This window comes from Bdellovibrio sp. HCB-162 (assembly GCF_047344985.1).
Lineage (GTDB): Bacteria > Bdellovibrionota > Bdellovibrionia > Bdellovibrionales > Bdellovibrionaceae > Bdellovibrio.
Genome location: NZ_CP178861.1, coordinates 752268 through 771491, shown reverse-complemented (window position 1 = coordinate 771491; position 19224 = coordinate 752268). Strand labels below are relative to the sequence as shown.

Below are 19224 nucleotides of genomic sequence, written 5' to 3'. Positions count from 1 at the left end.
TTAAGCGGACGATCGCCGGGAGATCATTTTTACGTCTTATCTTGTGAAACAGTCGTCTCTTTAGGAGTCGGTTTGTCTTGGTCTTCAATAAAATCGGGCATCGGCTGAAAACTGATCCCCGCTTTATCACCGACTGTTTCAAAAGCCTGCGTAACTTCTTTCTTACGCACATCACGTTTTCTAAATCTTTCCACCAGTGAATAGGTAGCAGGTACAACATACAACGTAAGAAACGTCGAAACGAAAACACCGCCGATCAAAGTGATCGCCATAGGCTTAAAAGTTTCGGAGCCCGCTCCTGACGCCAAGGCGGAAGGAATAGCGGCTGCCATTGTCGCAAATGAAGTCATGATAATCGGACGAAGACGAACGGGACAGGCCTCTTTCAATGCTTCGTTGGCTCCCTTCGAGGAGTCCCTGTCTCTGACGGCGTTGGTGAAATCAATCAGCAAGATCGAATTCTTTTTTACGATCCCCATTAAAAGAAGAACGCCGATCATCGAATACATATTGATAGATTGTTTCATTAAAACTAAGGCGAAAAAAGCACCGCTAAAACTGAAAGGCAACGCCATCAAAACTGTTAACGGATCTAGAAAAGAATTAAACTGACTTGCAAGAACCATATAGGCCACTAAAATTCCCAGCGCCAAAGCGAAAATCAAACTATTAAAAGACTCCTGAAAAGTTTTTGTCGCACCCGACTGTGAGACAAAGTACGTGGGAGGCAAACTCTTCGCTTTGTCCTGCACAAACTGCAAAGCTTTCTCTTGGGACGCACCGGGAGCTAAGTTCGAATAAATCGTGATCGCGCGCTGACGATTCACACGTGTGATTTGTTGAAGGCTTGGTTTTTCTTCAAGGTCACTTACTTTAGAAAGAGGAATTAGATTGTTTCTGCCATTGACGATAAGAATGTCTTTAAATTCGACGCGAGGATCAGGTTCTTTTTTGAGCTGAACGTAAATATCATAACGGTGCCCATTCTTTGTGTATTGACCATTTTTCACTCCACCAATCATCGCTTGTATTGTCGTTCCAATATCTTCAACACTCACTCCACGAGTGGCTGCCTGATCGCGATTGGGTGTGATTCGAATCTCTGGCATTCCCTCGAGGTAATCAGAATCCACGTCCACCATCAAACCTGAATTTCTCATATCAGTTTTCATCTTTTCACTCAGATCCGCCAACTTATCCCATGCGGGCCCCTGCAGGACGAACTCAATAGGATAACCTTTCCCCGTCGAGAAACCGCGACTTGAAAGGTCCATCATAAAAACTTTAAGACCTGAAATCTTACTAAGCTCTTTGCGGGCCACTCCCATAAAATCTTGCTGCGTTAACTCTTTTCCCATTTGCGGATCTATTCCGCGTTTGCCTGGATCTTTCATAGTGACAAACATCATTCCGGTATTGGTATCGCTTCCTCCGGCGCCACCGACTCCCCCAACGGCAACGTAAAGATGAGACAGCTCGGGTCGAGAGCGCAGCCATTTCTCAACTTCGTGAGCTTTGCCATTTGTGTTTGCTAAAGAAGATCCCACCGGAAGCATTAAGCGCAAAATAAACAATCCCTGATCTTGCACCGGCGTGAGTTCTTTATTGAGGAAACTCAAGGAGTAAAAAGACGCCAAGACAAATACCAAGGATCCAAGCAAAACACTCCAGCGATGGCTCAAAGTCCAACTCAAAGTGCGACTGTAAAAGTTCCGCCAGGCATCCATAAACTTTTCAAACATTTGTCCCATTTTGGTGGTGCGACGACCGGGATGAACGAAACTTGAACAACGCATCGGCGTGATCGTTAAAGATTCCATCAATGACAGCGCCACAGCCAAAGAAATCGTCACCCCATATTGTAAAAAGAATTTTCCAATCACACCCTTCATAAAGGCGACTGGCAAGAAGATCGCGATGATCGCAATACTAGCAGCAAGAGCTGCGAACGTGATTTCGCGCGCGCCAATAATGGCTGACTCGATGGGTCCCATTCCCCGTTCGTTATAACGAAAAATATTTTCCAGAACCATGATGGCATCGTCGACTACAATACCAATGGCTAACGTGAGTCCCAATAAAGTGAACGTGTTCAATGTAAAACCAAAAAAGTAAATTCCGATAAAAGCACCCATGATGGATGTCGGGATCGCCAAAAGCACATTGAGCGTCGCCGTGAAACTTCCCAAAAACACCCAACACACTAAGGAGGTCAACAACACAGCCAGGGTCAGATGCTTAATCATTTCATGAATGGACTGCTCAATAAATCGGGACGAGTCAAAGTTGATTTGAACCTTCATTCCCGGCGGAAGCTCGTTTTGAATGTCTTTTATTTTTTCTTTAACGGCGGTGGCAACGGCCACGGCGTTGGAACCTAATTGTTTTTTAATACCTAAACCCAACGCCTGAACGCCGTCGAAACGAGAGATACGATAAACTTCGGCCAGCGACTCTTCGGCATATCCAACGTCTTTCAAACGCACAATATTCAACGGATCTTGAATATTCATTCCGGCACGGCGATTGACAATCATATCGTCAAAGCCCTTGGCATCGGTAAACTCCCCTAAGGTGCGCACGTTAAAAGCATTTGTCTTGTTTTGAATAAATCCACCGGGAATCTCGGCATGTTGTGAACGGATTGAATCCATCACGTCCCCGACGGCCATATTTCTATTCTTCAATTTTTTGGAGTCCACCCAGACACGCATGGCGGGATCCGTATAGCCACCAAGTATTATGTCACCCACTCCAGGCACCATCGTAAAACGGTCTTTCAAATAATCTTTGGCGTAGCTCATTAAAAAATACGGATCATTTTTTTCATAAGTCAGGGCAAGCCAAATGATCGGTTGATCATCGGGATTGGTTTTCGTGATCACAGGAGGATCCACGTTCGGAGGTAACAGTCTTTGTGCCTGAGCAACCTTTGTCTGCACCTCCTGCAAAGCGGAATCGATATTGCGATCCAGTTCAAACTCAATGGTGATATTTGCCACTCCCGTTTTACTGATAGAACTGATGCGCTCCACACCTTCCACAGAAGACAAGGCATCTTCCACAGGATCGACCACACTGGTTTCCATAATCTCAGGAGCCGCCCCTTGCAAAGTAAGAGATACGTTAACAACGGGAAAGTCGACATCAGGTAATTGGCTCACTCCTAAACGTATAAAAGAAATAAAACCGAAAATAAGAAAGCCTGCAAAAAGCATCCAGGCAAAAACGGTATTGCGAATAGAGACGTCGGAGATTCTCATAGACACCTCTCCGACATTTTATAGGAACAAAATTTAACTAGATAAAAGAGAGAACGATCTTGGCAAGACACATCACGTGCCTTGCCCCTTAACAACGACCTTAACGAACACGAGCACGCAAAAGATCTTGAACGTGCAAAATGCCCACTGGTTTTTTGGGCTGCGAAGATTCTTTATCAAGCACAAAAAGCATATTGATTTGGAATTGCTCCATCACAAACAAAGCTTTTTCCGCCAGTTCATTCACGTCGACCGTGCGTGGATTTGTTGTCATCAAATCTTTCGCAACACCCGTCAAAGGATCATCACTTTTTTCAAGACGACGACGAATCTGACCATCGGTAATAACCCCGACAAGATCACCGTTGTTATCCACGATACCTGCAGCACCACGAACATCTTTATGAGTCATGATCGAGAACACCTGACGAATCGGAGCCTCAAGACCCACCGTCGGCAAAGCGTCTCCTGCGTGCATCACATCTCTCACACGAGTCAAAAGACGATAGCCAAGGCTGCCACCTGGATGGAACTCTGCAAAGTCTTCAGAGCTAAATCCTTTTTCAGCCATCACCGCCATGGCAATAGCATCACCCATCGCCAAAGTCGCAGTACTACTTGCTGTGGGCGCAAGCCCTAAAGGACACGCCTCTTCAGAAACATGCACGTTCAAAGTGACTTGTGCCGCTTTTGCAAGTGAAGACCCAGGTTTTCCCGTGATTGCAATCAAAGGAATTCCTTTGCGCGCCACGAATCTTAAAATGCCAGAAAACTCCGGAGACTCCCCACCATAAGAAAGCGCCATCACAACGTCGTCACTTTCAACAAGTCCCAAATCTCCATGCGAACTTTCTGCAGGATGCAAGAAAACAGCAGGAGTTCCTGTTGAAGAAAAAGTGCTCGCAAGCTTTCGAGCGATTTGACCGGACTTACCCATTCCTGTGAGAACAAGTTTTCCTTTGCACTCTTTAATCATCTTTACGGCTTGCTCGAACTCCGCACCAATGCGTTCACGCAATCCCATGATGGCTTGCGCTTCCACTTCTAAAACACGAAGACCTTGTTGAACTACTTTTGACATTGCCAAAAATCCTTCCTGACTACTTTCTCTTCAATCCGGCTTTTACAAAATGCACGAAGAGTGGATGTGGAGCTAACGGCTTAGATTTAAATTCCGGATGGAATTGCACACCAATAAACCACGGATGATCTGGAAGTTCGACGATCTCAACAAGATCACGCTCTTTACAGATTCCCGAAGCCACCATGCCATTTTTTTCAAACAGTGCTTTATATTTATTATTAAATTCAAAACGGTGACGATGACGTTCCATAATCGAAGACGCTTTGTACACCTGATGCGCGCGAGTACCTGAAGCCAACGCACAAGGAAAAGCTCCTAAGCGCATCGTTCCACCTTTGTTAACGATTCCTCTTTGCTCCACCATCGAATCGATAACAAAGTTCCCGCTGCGTTTGTTTTCTGCATGAAATTCGCGACTGGTCGCATCTTTAATGCCACACACGTTGCGAGCAAACTCAATAGCTGACAATTGCATTCCAAAACAGATTCCAAAGAAAGGAACTCTTTTTTCACGAGCGTACTTGATTGCCGTGATTTTTCCTTCCACACCACGAGTTCCGAAACCACCAGGAACAAGAATGCCATCCACTTTTCCTAAAAGTTGATGAACCGTTTTGTCCGTCACTTTTTCAGAATCCACATAGATGATTTCAACACGGGCATTGTTCGCAATCCCGCCATGAACCAAAGATTCATGCAAAGATTTGTAAGACTCTTTCAAGTCCACATACTTACCCACCACACCGATTTTCACCGTGTGAGCCGGGTTGCTTAAAACCTTCACAAGATTTTGCCACCCTTTAAGATCCAGTTTTTTTCCCGGAGCAATTCCCAGACGAGCCACGATCAATTCATCTAATTTTTCTCTATGCAAGGCCAACGGCACTTCATAAATAAAACGGCTGTCTTGGGCTGCGATGACGTTTTCTGTTTTTACTGAACAGAACAAACCAATTTTCGCTTTTAAATTCTCATCAATGACTTTTTCACTACGGCACACCAAGAAATCCGGTTGCAAACCGATTTCACGAAGTTCCTTCACCGAGTGCTGAGTTGGTTTTGATTTCAACTCTCCAGCGGCTGCAATGTACGGAACATACGTCACATGTAAAAGAACTGAATTTTCTTGTCCCACATCCAAACGCATTTGACGAATGGCTTCAAGGAACGGCTGACTCTCGATATCCCCGACAGTTCCACCGATTTCTACTAAAATGATTTCACTGCCTTGAGCGGCTTCATAGATACGAGCTTTGATTTCTTCCGTGATGTGAGGAATGACTTGAACCGTTCCGCCCAAATAATCCCCACGACGTTCACGCGCCAAAACAGTGTCATAGATTTGACCTGTTGATACAGAATTAGAGCGATTCATGATCGCTGACGTGAACCTTTCATAGTGACCCAAATCCAAATCCGTCTCCGCACCATCTTCCGTCACATACACTTCACCGTGTTGAAACGGAGACATCGTTCCCGGATCCACATTCAAATAAGGATCAAACTTCATGATTGTCACACGGTGACCGCGCGCTTCGAGCAAAGCTCCAAGGCTTGCCGCCGTCAGACCTTTACCAATAGAGGAAACAACTCCCCCGGTGACAAAGATGAATTTTTGTTTCAACGCTTTACGTGTCGACTTCGCTGTCGACACCTTCGTCGTCTTCTTTTCGGTTGTCTTTCTCTTCGCCATTACATCCCCTGTTGACTTAAGAGTTTTTCGAGTCGCACCAAATCTTCGGGAGTATCCACCCCGAGACTTGCTTCCTTGACTCTGATTACTTTAATTTTTGCACCTAAATACAAAGCTCTGAGTTGCTCCAAGCTCTCTGCTTTCTCGATGAGAGCCGGGGACGCCTCACAGAACTCTTTCAAAAACTTTTTCGAATAAGCATACATGCCAATATGCTTAAGGCATCCTTCGTAAGTGCCCATCTCTGAAGCTTTGCTACGAGAATAAGGAATCGCATAGCGACTGAAATACAAAGCTTCATCTTTGTGATTCATCACAACTTTAACGGCATTCGGAGATTGCAGTTCTTCTTCACTGATGGGATGAGCGAGCGTCGCCATATCCATCGCAGGTTCATTCACAAAGACTTGCGCCAAACGGTCAATGAGCTCACCTGTGACGAGCGGTTCATCACCTTGAATATTAACAACAACATCACAGGAAATATCTTTGATAGCGGCATGAATACGATCACTGCCCGTTGGAAGCTCACTCGCCGTCATCACAACTTTTGCGCCGACAGCTTCCGCCGCCGCTTTGATTCGTTCATCGTCAGTCGCAACAATGAGATCGTTTAAAAGACGGGACTTCTTCGCGCCCTCGATCGTCCACTGAATCAGGGGACGGCCTTTTAGGTTCACCAGCGGTTTTCCAGGAAAACGAGTTGAACCATAGCGAGCGGGAATCACTCCGACAATATTCATAAATCCTTCACCCAATTTTCGTACATGTAATCTTCAACCGCGTTCTGTCCTTCTTTTTTCAAAGAAGAAACCGGAAAGACCGCGCTTAAGCCTGATGTTTTTTTGATTTTCGCTACCGCTTGCATCATCTGACTGCGAGAAAGTTTGTCAGCTTTAGTCAGAACGACAGCCATTGGAAAGCCTCGACGGTCCGAAAATTCTTTAAGGAGTTCTTCGTCTTCCGTCCATGCACGGCGAATATCCATGATCAAAAGAAGCCCGCATAGGTTTTCACGAGTCATGAGATAAGTCTCAATCATCATGTGCCATTCTTTCATTTCATCGCCTGAGCGCGCGGCAAATCCGTAACCAGGCATATCGACCAAGTTATAAGAATCTTCCATATCAAAGAAATTCAAAAGACGGGTTTTCCCCGGCGTCGAACTCACTTTGGCAACTTTGTTTTTCGCAAGCGCATTGATGAAAGATGACTTTCCGGCGTTGGAGCGTCCGGCGATGGCAACTTCAGCTTTTCTACTTACGGGATAATCTTTTGCCAGAACGGCACTTTTAATGAATTGAATCGTCTTAGGCATGATTTAAGGTACCAGAGCTCACCCCTTTTCTCAATTCTGAGAAGCTAGTCCTTCAGCCAATAATAAGGTGAGTCGAAACCCGCGAAACCCCATTTAATTCGATTTAAGCGAGGCAAAGCTCTTGAAGTGAGGGGTTGCCATAACAGGAGGCATTTATGCAGCAACCCCACCTCAAAATTTTAAGCGAAAACACGAGAACTCTTCCCCTTACTGATTTTATGACCCTCGGAAAAGACACCCAATGTCAGCTTCAGCTCGACACCACCGAGGTCTCTGATCGCCACGCTCGCATTGAAAAAAAAGAAAGCGCTTATTTGATTCGCGATCTGCGTTCCGCCGGTGGAACCTATGTTAACGACGCCCGCATTATGGAAGCCTACTTACAAGATGGTGACATCATCCGTATCGGCCATCACGAAATGATTTTTCTTGAACAACAAAATCAAGACGGCGCTTTTCCTATGAAAAGTCGTAACGACGTGTGGAATGAAGAGTTGCAAACTCTGGCCAACGTCGCCAAAACGGAATTCCCAGTATTAATTCTAGGTCCTTCAGGAACAGGTAAGGATATCATCGCTCAAAAACTTCATGAAACCAGTGAACGCGAGCGCGGTCCTTTTGTCAGCGTGAACTGCAGTGCTTTAAGTGAAACACTGATTGAGAGTGAACTCTTTGGCCATATTAAAGGAAGCTTCACCGGCGCCATCAATGATCGAAAGGGAGCTTTCGAAGCCGCGCGCGGAGGCACGTTGTTCCTCGACGAAATCGGGGATCTTTCCTACAGCCTGCAAGCCAAACTTTTGCGCGCTCTTGAAAACAATGAAATTCGTCCCGTGGGTGCCGATCGCAATATCAAAACGGACGTGCGAATCATCGCAGCCACTCATCAAAATTTAAGCGATAAAATCAAAGAAGGTGCTTTCCGTTCTGACCTTTATTTCCGTTTGAATGTCATCACGGTGTCTCCTCCCGCTTTGACTTATCGTATGGAGGACTTTGAAGAACTTCTTTATGGTTTCGCGCGCAAAATGAGAGTGCGTTTTTCATTCGGCGCCATTGCAAGACTTAAAAAACATCCATGGCCGGGAAATATCCGTGAACTTAAAAACTTGGTGAGTCGTGCTGCCGCCCTTTATCCTCGTGAACAGATTTTGGAATCACACATTGAAAAACTGATCGACAAAACTTTGCTTAAAAGTGATGAAAAAGTTGTGAACGACATTCCCGTGATTAAAGAAATCGAAAAACAGATGATTATTAAAAGACTGACTGCAAACAGAGGAAATCAAAGAAGAACAGCGCAAGATTTAGGAATGCCGAAGAGCACCTTGCACGACCGCTTGAAATACTACGACATCGACATTTCACAGTTTAAGGTCTAGCGGCGGACGCCGGCAGAGCATGGCGGCCTCGGGCCGCGAAGCTGAAGCAGCTTCTAAGGCTTAATAATCGCCGTCTTAATAAAGATTCTTCTGACATAACCTTTTGTCAGAACCTTATTCACTTCTTTGCGCAACTTGTCACAAAGAAGTTTTTTCCCCTCCCCTGTGGATAGTTGATCGAATGTCATCTCTTCGATCGTCCGCAGGAAAAGATCTTCCATTTCAGGTTCACGGTCTTTGATTTCGACAACGACTTCAGAGGCCGTGCCTTCTACGTAAAATTCAAAAGCTCCCATGGGATTAGGGCCCGCCTCTGCAGATCGGCGCAAGTTCACCGTCATTTTCTTCATCAGCAGAATATTCTGTGACGTGCGCGTGGACTCGTAAAAAGATTCGGTTTCCGTTTTCGGATCATACTGATTTTTTTGCTGAGACCAATCGGCCATCGAGGAAACAAAAAGATCTTCTTCAGGAGGAAGCAGCCCTTTTGTCGCCATCTTATACAGGACAAAACTGACGAGTCCTGTGACGACAACCAGTCCCATAAAAGCGATTTTTTTGACTGTCGAGAAAGACTTAAAGACCGCAAGTGCTGCGCCCAATCCGGCCTTCATTTTTTTTAGCTGATTTTTCAGCCACGCAAGCAATAGCGGTCCGGCATTTTTAATTCGATAAACAGCCTGTTCTTTCCACTTCGCCCAGCTCAAACGAAACGCTGTGCGCTTCATTTTTATTTTGAAGGAAATAGCAGGAAGAAACGGAAAAATTTTAACAAGCTTCTGGCGACGCCCTGGAGTTTCCTTCCAAAGTTTCACTTCGTCAGCCAAGGTGTATTCTAGTTCAAGGCCTTCGTTATAAATTTCTACATTCGCGGGATCATCGGGGCCGATTTCATTCAAAGCTTGAGAAAACTCCGGGTCGGCATCGGCGATGATAGAGTCCAAGGATTCAAGCGAGAGAAGCTCTTCGGATTCCGCCTCCGGCGCTCCGTCCTTTTTTTCATCCTCTACTTTGGTCGTACTTTCGTTGTCTACCAAGCTGATCTCCCCAAGACGATTGTAAGAAAAGAACCAAATACGTCGCAAGAACAATTTATAAACGAGACTCCATCGGCTAGGATGGATACTTAGGGAGAGTTTGATGAAAGCCTTTTTTCCGTTTGTTTTGGTTGCTTTATCGACATTAGGGTGCGCGCAATTTCAAAGATCTGCTGGAAGTGGATACCAAGAGGGCATTCCTTATGTGGAACAAAAAGATCGTAATACCGGTTATGACCGCCAAACACGTCAAACCGCCTATGAACTTGGAAAAGATCCGGCGTCCTTAAACTCTGAGGACCTTGAAGAGATTAAAACCCGTCAACAGCTTCGCCAGTTGGAGCGTTCTCTCAGTTCTAAAAAAGAAAGAGAACAATATTCCAAGATTCTTCCGTGGCTTAAAAATGATTCTGAAAAAGTCAGCTTTTTGTCTATCCCCTCCATCGAGGGACGCCAACAGTGGATCAACCGCAATAACATCTGGTCAAGATCCCAAGCTCCTCAAGAGGAGATGAAAGATTTGATTGAAACCCAAGATATCGCAGTGGGAATGCCACAAGATTACGTTCGACGTTCTTGGGGTGAGCCTATGGGTGTCGAAGTTTCGGGAAATCCGATCTATAAAAACGAGCGCTGGAAATATCAGCGGCAGGTTTCAACAACCCAAGGCTTTCGCAAAGAGACACGCTATGTGTACTTTGAAGGCGGAAGAGTTGTGGGTTGGGAAACAGAATAAGAAAAGGCGACCATAAGGCCGCCTTTTTTATTATCTTAAGGAGCTTAATCCTTTGGATCTGCAACTGATATTCAAGCAGTCGTTTGACGTGAACTGCACTCCGCCAATAGTGATGTTATTATGCGGACCGCACAGCTCACCTTCGTATTTCTGACGAGCGACTTTTGAGAGGTTCATAAATACCTCATCAGATTCAACATAAAGATCGCGGTCGAATCGCAATGTCTCCCAATCAGGTTCTTTGCCATAGAGGTCCGCGAGCCCTGCATTCTTGCTAATAACTTTGATGCCTTTGACTGTTTGGGCTTTTAAAACGCCGCTCACCGTGCGAATGCCTTTTTCCAGCTTCAGTTGCAACGCGAAGTTCTGACCAGCACCATCGGTTCCTACGCAAACGATTTCAGCGGCCTTCGCGAAAGAAGCCATCCCGAGCATTACTGTGATCATTCCTAAAAGAGCTTTATTTAAAAACTTCATAACTATTTCCTTCATAAGGTTTAAGTTCCCTAGAAAATAGCAACGGGTGTGCCTGGAAAGACGCTTGCCAGAATGAATATAAAGAAAAAGGGCCTCTTGCGAAGCCCTTTTAATAACAAAATTTTCGTTGTGACGAAGAACAAACCAGAAGTTCACAAGCAGTGAACTTCGCGATTAATGAGCCTCATCCCAGTTGTTGCCAATAGCGTAATTCACTTTCAAAGGCACTTTCAACTGAGTGACGTTTTCCATGATAGAAACAAGCTCCGGAGTGTGCTTATTCAAGTCTTCTTCCGTTCCTTCAAAGATCAATTCGTCATGCACCTGCAGAAGCATACGCACTGGAACTTTTTCGTAAACTTCGATCATGGCCTTTTTCACGAGGTCACTCGCGGTTCCTTGAATAGGCGCATTGATCGCAGCACGCTCCCCGAATTTTTTCAGCATCATGTTTTTAGACTGAAGCTCTTCGATGTAACGACGACGACCAAACAATGTTTCTACATAACCCTGTTCATGAGCCGTTTTGATGGTGCCTTCGATATAGTCCCGCACGTTTTTAAAGCGAGCGAAGTAACGATCAATAATCTCTTTGGCTTCTGATCGGGAGATTCCGAGGTTCTCTGCAAGACCGAAAGCACCTTGTCCGTACGCAATACCGAAGTTCACGGCTTTTGCGGAACGACGGAGTTCTGAAGTGACCTCCGTCAAAGGAAGTCCGTAGATTTCTGCCGCGGTTGCGGAGTGAATGTCCAAGTCCTCCTGGAAGGCTTTGATCAAATTCGGATCTTCTGAAATATGCGCCAAGATACGAAGCTCGATCTGTGAGTAGTCCACCGACAACAATTTCATTCTTGGAGCCGCCACAAAAGCCTGACGAACTTGCTGACCGCGGGCCGTGCGGATAGGAATATTCTGTAGGTTCGGATCCGTACTTGAAAGGCGTCCCGTCATCGTAAGTGCCTGATTGAATCTTGTATGCACACGATCATCCTTAGGACTGATCATTTCAGGCAAGGCATCAACGTAAGTGGACTTGAGTTTGGAAAGTTCACGCCATTTCAAAACTAGTTTTGCAATAGGATGATCAAGCTCCGTAAGAACTTCTTCTCCCGTCGAATAACCCGTCTTTGTTTTTTTACCCGCAGGCAGTTTCAGCTTTTCAAACAGAATCACACCCAACTGCTTAGGGCTTCCAACATTGAAAGTCTCCCCGGCTTCAGAGTGAATTTGTTTTTCAAGAGCAGCGATTTCAGTTTCAAGCTCTGCACTTTGTTTCGCCAAAAGATCTTTGTCGATACGAATTCCCCAGCGCTCCATGGAAAGAAGAACTCGCTCCAGCGGAAGTTCTAACTCTTGGTAAACCTTTTCCCCGTGAAGGGACTTGAGCTGTCCAGATAATGTCGCTGCGAAATTTCTATGCGCATTATAAAGAGCCGATGGCGGAGCCAGATCCGGCAAAGTTTCCAACATGTACTTTGTATACATCTTGCCAAAATCCGCAGCATCACCGGCTTTGAGCACGTAAGCAGCCAGCTGAGAATCCCATCCTGCGATGGGATCTTTTGCGCCGATTTTATGCCAGAAAGTTTTTAGGTCAAACCCGCTCCAACGAATGTGGAACGTGTCTGTGAGTTTTCCAAGGTATTCAAAATCGGAAACTTCAAAAAGTTCTTGCTCGGTTCCGACAAAGACACCGCGTGTATCCGAGAACCCCCAAAGAACTTGGTTTTCTTTCAAAACAGCAGCGAGTTCTTTCGTTGTGATTGTTCTTTCCTGAAATTCTTTGTCGTCTTTCGCAATCACGAGAGTCGGCTGAATTTCTCCTTCAGGAATTCCGACAGCGGGCATCTCCACTGTTTTTTTAACAGGAGCGGCCACGTCTGGAGTCGTTGCTCCGAATAAACTTTTTTCGAAGGATTTAAAATTCAACTCGTGCAAAAGCGCGCGCAACTCTTCGGTATGCAACGGCGTCAATCTGTAGCTGTTATAGTCATCGGAAACAGGAACGTCTGTGGAGATTGTGACGAGCTTCTTTGACAAGAAAGCATTGTCTTTAGAGGCGATGAGTTTTTCACGAACACTTTTGCTCTCAACCTTGTCGATATTCTCGTAAATATTTTCGAGCGTTTTAAATTGCTCCAGAAGTTTGATCGCACCCTTTTCGCCGATGCCTTTAACGCCCGGCACGTTATCTGAGGCGTCGCCTACGATAGAAAGATAGTCGATAAATTGCTCTGGATAGATGCCCCACTTTTCGAAAACGCCTTGAGCGTCGTAACGTACATCTTTCATGGTGTCGTAGAGCCACACGTGCTTATTGATCAACTGCCCAAAGTCTTTATCACCGCTCACGATGAAAACTTCCATGTCGTGATGGCGGCCCCACTTCGTCAATGAGCCAATGATATCGTCGGCTTCAAAACCCGCGACTTCGTAAGAAGGCACTCCCAAAAGTTCAGCGATTTTTTTGATGTAAGGAACTTGTTTGGCCAAGTCTTCCGGCATCTCATTGCGATGGGCTTTGTAGCCGTCGTATAAATCTTTGCGGAATGAAGGCTCTTTACGATCGTAGCAAAAAACTAGGTACTCAGGCTTCTCTTCTTTGAGAAGCTTGATCATCATCGATAAAAATCCGTAGATGGCGTTGACAGGTAAACCCGATGGAGCCGTCAAAGAGCGAATTGCATAATACGCTCGGAAAAACATGGCACTGACGTCCACGAGATAGAGTTTTTTCATTTTGTCTCCCAGTGCGAAAACATATTCCTAACACTGGGAGAGCTTTGTTGTCGATTACTCTAAGTCTAGTTTGACGCGTGAAAAATCAATTTGTGCGAGAGCTTGCTTAGCACACTCATTTTCTGCCGCTGGAGTGTACATCACTTCATCACAGCACTCTTCCGCTTGGCGAAGAATCAATTCCAGTTCATTTTTGATATTGGCTTCGATATTGGAAATTCCTTCTTCCCAAGAGTCGACTTCTTCAGCGGAACAATGAAGTCTGCGAGCGAGATCTGATCTGCTCCAACCCATGCGAAGGCGTAGAGCGCGAAGAGCTTCTTTGTTCCAGTCCAATGAATGATTATCAACCATATAAACCCCTAAATTCACTTCATAAAGTAGTGGTGATTAGAGTCAGAATACTAGTTGTATTATAGCCAACTAGCACGCCTTAATGCGATGGGTTATGGACTATTGTTCAGGGAAAACAAAGACAAGGTCGTGTTCACCGGCCAGATCTAATTTATCGCGAGCCTGACGCTCGATAAATGCTGGATCTTTAGCCTGCTTTAGTTGTCCCGAAAGAGACGCAATGTTTTCGCGAGTTTGCTGAATCTCTGCGTTAATGCGATCCATGTCTCGGTGGAGTCCCCATAAACGGAAGACGTTACCGTTGAGAACGATGGAGACGGCGAAAACGATCATGCAGACGCCTGCGACGCGACCCGGATGATTTAAGAAACGACGGAGACCTACTGCGAACTTTGTGTACGACATGTTGTTAGTCTAACTTTGGTTTCTGGTCCGTGGCTACGCGACGGAAGTCTTGATTGGCTGGGGTAGGCTGCAAGGCTTCGGACAGTCCTCGCGCTTTGTTGTCTGTTGCTGGCTTCGATGTTTTTGCTTCTTTGTTTTCTGATTGCAATAGCCGATCGTTCTTGGCGCTGCGGAACTCGCTTGCAGCCTACCCCAGCCAATCAAGACTTCCTCGTTTCCCGGCAAGAATAAAGTAGGAACAATGGTGCACAGGGTTTGTAGGATCTCGTGTTTCTTTTTTTGCGTGGTTTTCCTGGCTTGCGCTTTTTTGTTTCTATTCAATTCGTCTACATCGTTTTTAGGGCTTTTTCCTTCATAGTTTAAATCTATATCGTTTATATAAACTATCGATTCGATTTATGTGCTTAAATCGCCGATCTTACTTATGTGACTTGGAGGTCTTATGAGGAAGTGGGCTGATTATTTGCGGACGGCTTCGGTGGAGCCTGAGGTTTTTGAGTTTGTTCGGGCTGGGAATGTTGAGCGGGTTCTTTTTTATCTTGCTCAGGGTGGCGATCCTAATCTTAAAAATCATAAAGGGCATTCTTTGTTGATGCTGGCTGCTTATAATGGGCATCTTCTTCTTGTTCCTCAGTTGATTCGTTATGGCGCTGATGTGAACTCTCGGGATTTGGGTGGCAGTACCATTTTGATGGGTGTGGCTTTTAAAGGTCATGATGAGATTGCTCGTCTGCTTTTGGCTGCTGGCGCTGATCCTCTTGCTCAGAACAATAATAATCAGACGGCTCTTATGTACGCGGAGGCTTTTGGGCGCGAGTCTATGGTTCGTTTACTGACTACCACTTCTCCGCAATCACAGAAGTCTAAAAATTTTCGTCGCTTGAAAGCTTGGTTTCGAATTTTGACACCTTTTAAAGGAGAACTACAACATGAGTACTAAGACACTGACTACTTCAGCGGGTATTCCGGTTTCTGAGAATCAACACTCGCAAACGGCGGGACCTCGTGGGCCGGTTTTGATTCAGGATTATCATTTGATTGAAAAGATCGCGCACTTTAATCGTGAGCGTATTCCTGAGCGTGTGGTGCATGCGAAAGGCTCTGGGGCTTATGGGACTTTTACTGTGACTCACGATATCACTCGCTATACGAAAGCTTCTGTGTTTTCGAAAATTGGCAAAAAGACAGACGTATTTTTGCGATTTTCTACTGTTGCAGGAGAAAAAGGTTCTGCGGATACCGAACGGGACCCTCGTGGCTTTGCTTTGAAGTTTTACACTGAAGAAGGCAACTGGGATTTGGTTGGCAATAATACGCCGGTGTTTTTTGAGCGCGATCCTTTAAAGTTTCCGGACTTTATTCACTCGCAGAAACGTGATCCGCAAACGGGATATAAAAATCCTTTCCGCATGTGGGATTATTGGTCGAAGGCTCCGGAAGCTCTTCATCAGATTACTATCCTCTTTAGCGACCGTGGCATTCCCGACGGGTATCGTTTTATGAATGGTTATGGCAGTCACACGTTTAGTTTGATTAACGCAAATAACGAGCGCGTGTGGGTGAAGTTTCATTTTAAATCTCTGCAAGGGATTAAAAATCTTTCCGTAGAAAAAGCGACTGAGCTTGCGGGGAAAGATCCTGACTATGCAGGACGTGATCTCTTTGAGGCGATTGAGAAAAAAGAATTTCCTCGTTGGGCTTTGAAGGTGCAAATCATGACAGAGCGCCAAGCGGAACAAACTTCTTTTGATCCCTTTGATCTTACGAAGGTGTGGCCTCATAAAGACTTTCCATTAATCGATGTTGGCATCTTGGAGCTCAACCGCAATCCTGAAAACTATTTTGCGGAAGTAGAGCAAGCCGCGTTTTCTCCGAGCAACGTGCCTCCGGGAATTGGATTTTCTCCTGATAAAATGCTGCAAGGCAGACTGTTTGCTTATCCCGATGCTCACCGCTATCGCTTGGGTGTGAACTATCAAGCTCTGCCTGTGAATCGCCCGCTAGCTCCGGTAAATAGTTATCACCGCGATGGCAGCATGCGCTTTGATGGCAACGGCGGAAAGCAGGACAACTATGAACCGAATGGATTTAATGGCCCTGTTCAAGAGGCCCGCTTCCGTGAGCCACCCTTGGCTTTAAGTGGCGCCGTGGATCGTTATGATTCCCACAAGGACAATGATGACTTCACTCAGGCTGGAAACCTGTATCGTATTCTCACTGAAGCTGAGAAGGATCGTTTAACAAGCAATATCGCAGGCACGATGAAAGGTTTGCCTGTGGAGTTGCAGCTTAAGAACATCCAGCACTTTGCGAAATGTGATCCCGACTACGGTACGCGCATTCAAACAAAGTTAGGCATTAAATAATTTTTTGAAGATGTAAAAATAAAAAAGGCGATCTGTGATAGATCGCCTTTTCTTTGAAACTCATTTTCCAGAAACAATTAGCGGAAAGCCGCTTTGTCCCAGTACATTCCCATGCCACCCAAGTCTTCTTCGATACGAAGAAGTTGATTGTACTTCGCAGTACGCTCACCACGACACAAGCTTCCTGTTTTGATTTGATGGCAGTTCAGTGCCACAGCCAAATCCGCAATCGTCACGTCTTCAGTTTCGCCAGAGCGGTGAGACATGATGGTGCGATATTTGTTTCTTTGCGCCAAGTTCACGGCTTCAAACGTCTCCGTCAAAGTTCCGATTTGGTTTACTTTCACAAGCAACGCATTCCCCGCTTTTTTCTCTAAGCCCATACGCAAACGTTTTGGATTTGTTACGAAAAGATCGTCACCAACAAGTTGCACTGTAGAGCCAAGTTCAGAAGTCGCCTTCACCCATGAATCCCAGTCGTCTTCAGAGAATCCGTCTTCGATAGAAACAAGAGGATATTTCTCTGTCCAAGATTTGTAGATGCCCAAAAGTTCCGTGCCAGAAATATGGCCGCCTTGCCATTCGTATTTTCCGTCTTTGAACATTTCAGTCGCAGCAACGTCCAAAGCCAAGAACACGTTTTGACCTGGATCATAACCCGCATCAACGATGGCGCTCATCAAAAGATCCAAAGCTTCTTGGTTTGAAGTCAACTTCGGAGCAAAACCACCTTCGTCACCGACGCCCGTTGAAAGACCTTTTTTGTTCAAGATTTTTTTCAACGTGTGAAAGATCTCAGTGCCTGCGCGAAGAGATTCCGCGTAAGAGTTATTCACTGTTGGAACGATCATGAATTCTTGAATATCAAGACCGTTATCAGCATGCGCTCCACCATTCAAAACGTTCATCAATGGAACTGGCAAGCGGCAAGCTTGTGAACCACCGACGTAACGATAAAGAGGAAGTTTTGAATCCGCAGCTGCCGCTTTTGCTACAGCCAATGACACACCCAAGATCGCATTCGCGCCCAAGTTTGATTTGTTTTCAGTGCCATCGATTTCGCGAAGAACTTTGTCGATGTAAACTTGCTCAGTCACTTGAAGGCCCAAGATCTCTGGAGCGATTTTTTCACGAACGTTATCAACGGCTTTGTAAACGCCTTTACCCAAGAAACGATTTTTATCTCCATCACGAAGTTCGCAAGCTTCATGGGCACCTGTTGAAGCACCTGATGGAACTGCAGCGCGACCCATATTGCCGTCGGCAGTTGTCACTTCAACTTCAACCGTCGGATTTCCACGACTGTCCAAGATTTCACGAGATACGACGCTGACGATTTCAGACATGATGATTTCCTTCCTTCTCGGAGTTCTGTTTATTTACTTTTTTAACTAATTCCATACTCTCAAAAACGGTGCGCGGGTATTGAGTCTTCACATGTTCCCAATCCACGCGTCTCATGGCTTCTTTCACCGCCGGAGTCATCTTTCCTTGAGCAACGAGCATTGTGATGAGCTGCTGTGCGCGCACCATGTAGTCGTGCATGCGAGCCAAGTTTTGATTGAGCACATAGGCAGGTGACTCACTATCAAAACTCAAATGCGCCAAGGAACCTTCTTGCGGAAGCAACGATGGTTTTTTGCTGGATTCAATTTCGACTTCAACCTGAGCCGTCTCTTTGAGTTTTAATTTTTCAAAATCGCGGATTCTTTCTTCAAGATCACCCACGTACTTTTGCAAGTCTTCACGCTCACGCTGAGTTCTTTGCAGGTCTTCAATCAGGCTTTGGAAAAGTGCCGGACTGACTTGGTGACCGACGTTTTCACTGAAGATCGTATTTTGCTGAGTCGACCAATTGAGTTTGATCGTAATACCTTGCCAATCACAAATCGCAGGAGGCTGCCCCACGTACACAGGCAAAGATTCAAACGCGGCTTTGAGATACGTCGTCACAAGTGGGTACTGCTCCGCCGGCAATGGCAGATCAAATGAAATGCTCACTTCATCACGACGAAGATTTTCAATCGGCGGTTTTGGCGAAATGAAGTACGAAAGAAATTGCTCCGGCTGATTGAAGATCTCTTGCGGGCGAGGCATCATGCGCAGAACGCTATCAAGCACACCCCACGAACGCAGCGTCGGTCCATCATGACCTGCTCGTTGCAAAATATTTCCATCGCGCTTGAGCGGAAGACGCAAAGTGAGTTGTAAGAAGTCCTCCATATCCGGAGCACTGATCCAATACGACGGGTCACGGAGCAACTCCACCGGAAGGTGAGTCTGCTCATAAAGAGGCGTCAGGTCTTCACCCTGCTCCTCCAAAATATTCAAGACTGCGTTTGATATTTTACAACTAAAGTGCACGAA

16 protein-coding genes are annotated in these 19224 nt (G+C 45.7%); 4 read left to right on the top strand and 12 right to left on the bottom strand.

Annotated features, from left to right (window positions below):
* Positions 1–29: 29 nt before the first annotated feature.
* The 5 genes from ACLSSO_RS03805 to yihA form a co-directional block, all read right to left on the bottom strand.
* Complete coding sequence (locus tag ACLSSO_RS03805; RefSeq protein ID WP_413944107.1) at positions 30–3263, bottom strand: efflux RND transporter permease subunit; 3234 nt, start codon at positions 3261–3263, stop codon at positions 30–32.
* Between the two features lie 100 nt (positions 3264–3363).
* Positions 3364–4344: a KpsF/GutQ family sugar-phosphate isomerase gene (locus ACLSSO_RS03800; RefSeq protein WP_413944106.1), complete on the bottom strand. Its 981-nt coding sequence runs from the start codon at positions 4342–4344 to the stop codon at positions 3364–3366.
* A gap of 19 nt (positions 4345–4363) precedes the next feature.
* On the bottom strand, positions 4364–5971 hold the full coding sequence (locus ACLSSO_RS03795) for a CTP synthase (RefSeq protein WP_367276378.1): 1608 nt from the start codon (positions 5969–5971) through the stop codon (positions 4364–4366).
* Between the two features lie 68 nt (positions 5972–6039).
* Positions 6040–6783, bottom strand: a complete 744-nt coding sequence (gene kdsB / locus ACLSSO_RS03790; protein WP_295902240.1) for a 3-deoxy-manno-octulosonate cytidylyltransferase — start codon at positions 6781–6783, stop codon at positions 6040–6042.
* Positions 6780–7358: a ribosome biogenesis GTP-binding protein YihA/YsxC gene (yihA, locus tag ACLSSO_RS03785; RefSeq protein WP_295902237.1), complete on the bottom strand. Its 579-nt coding sequence runs from the start codon at positions 7356–7358 to the stop codon at positions 6780–6782. The genes kdsB and yihA overlap by 4 nt, the downstream gene beginning before the upstream one ends.
* 155 nt (positions 7359–7513) lie before the next feature.
* Between yihA and ACLSSO_RS03780 the strand changes: the two genes are divergently transcribed.
* On the top strand, positions 7514–8740 hold the full coding sequence (locus ACLSSO_RS03780) for a sigma 54-interacting transcriptional regulator (protein ID WP_413944105.1): 1227 nt from the start codon (positions 7514–7516) through the stop codon (positions 8738–8740).
* Positions 8741–8793: 53 nt separating this feature from the next.
* Here ACLSSO_RS03780 and ACLSSO_RS03775 read toward each other — a convergent pair whose 3' ends face one another.
* Positions 8794–9777, bottom strand: coding sequence for a flagellar basal body-associated FliL family protein (locus ACLSSO_RS03775; protein ID WP_413944104.1), 984 nt, complete (start codon positions 9775–9777; stop codon positions 8794–8796).
* Positions 9778–9880: 103 nt separating this feature from the next.
* On the opposite strand from ACLSSO_RS03775, the gene ACLSSO_RS03770 reads away from it, so the two are divergent.
* The gene (locus ACLSSO_RS03770) at positions 9881–10513 is read left to right on the top strand and encodes a hypothetical protein (protein WP_295902229.1); all 633 of its coding nucleotides are present in this window, start codon (positions 9881–9883) and stop codon (positions 10511–10513) included.
* 30 nt (positions 10514–10543) lie between these two features.
* On the opposite strand, the gene ACLSSO_RS03765 is transcribed toward ACLSSO_RS03770, so the two are convergent.
* The 4 genes from ACLSSO_RS03765 to ACLSSO_RS03750 form a co-directional block, all read right to left on the bottom strand.
* Positions 10544–10990 carry a hypothetical protein gene (locus tag ACLSSO_RS03765; RefSeq protein ID WP_295902227.1) on the bottom strand — a complete coding sequence of 149 codons (447 nt, stop codon included), beginning with the start codon at positions 10988–10990 and terminating at the stop codon, positions 10544–10546.
* 174 nt (positions 10991–11164) lie between these two features.
* The gene (polA, locus tag ACLSSO_RS03760; RefSeq protein ID WP_295902224.1) at positions 11165–13732 is read right to left on the bottom strand and encodes a DNA polymerase I; all 2568 of its coding nucleotides are present in this window, start codon (positions 13730–13732) and stop codon (positions 11165–11167) included.
* A 54-nt stretch (positions 13733–13786) separates the two neighbouring features.
* On the bottom strand, positions 13787–14086 hold the full coding sequence (locus ACLSSO_RS03755) for a helix-turn-helix domain-containing protein (protein WP_295902221.1): 300 nt from the start codon (positions 14084–14086) through the stop codon (positions 13787–13789).
* A 99-nt stretch (positions 14087–14185) separates the two neighbouring features.
* Complete coding sequence (locus ACLSSO_RS03750) at positions 14186–14491, bottom strand: septum formation initiator family protein (RefSeq protein WP_295902219.1); 306 nt, start codon at positions 14489–14491, stop codon at positions 14186–14188.
* Positions 14492–14933: 442 nt separating this feature from the next.
* Between ACLSSO_RS03750 and ACLSSO_RS03745 the strand changes: the two genes are divergently transcribed.
* Together ACLSSO_RS03745 and ACLSSO_RS03740 are read left to right on the top strand one after the other, a co-directional pair.
* Positions 14934–15431, top strand: a complete 498-nt coding sequence (locus tag ACLSSO_RS03745) for an ankyrin repeat domain-containing protein (RefSeq protein WP_413944103.1) — start codon at positions 14934–14936, stop codon at positions 15429–15431.
* The gene (locus ACLSSO_RS03740; RefSeq protein WP_413944102.1) at positions 15421–16857 is read left to right on the top strand and encodes a catalase; all 1437 of its coding nucleotides are present in this window, start codon (positions 15421–15423) and stop codon (positions 16855–16857) included. Before ACLSSO_RS03745 ends, ACLSSO_RS03740 begins: the two co-directional genes overlap by 11 nt.
* Before the next feature lie 77 nt (positions 16858–16934).
* Here ACLSSO_RS03740 and eno read toward each other — a convergent pair whose 3' ends face one another.
* Positions 16935–18203: a phosphopyruvate hydratase gene (gene eno / locus ACLSSO_RS03735; protein WP_295902211.1), complete on the bottom strand. Its 1269-nt coding sequence runs from the start codon at positions 18201–18203 to the stop codon at positions 16935–16937.
* A complete protein-coding gene (locus ACLSSO_RS03730; RefSeq protein WP_413944101.1) occupies positions 18196–19188 on the bottom strand; it encodes a hypothetical protein in 993 nt (330 codons plus the stop codon). Before ACLSSO_RS03730 ends, eno begins: the two co-directional genes overlap by 8 nt.
* Positions 19189–19224 lie beyond the last annotated feature (36 nt).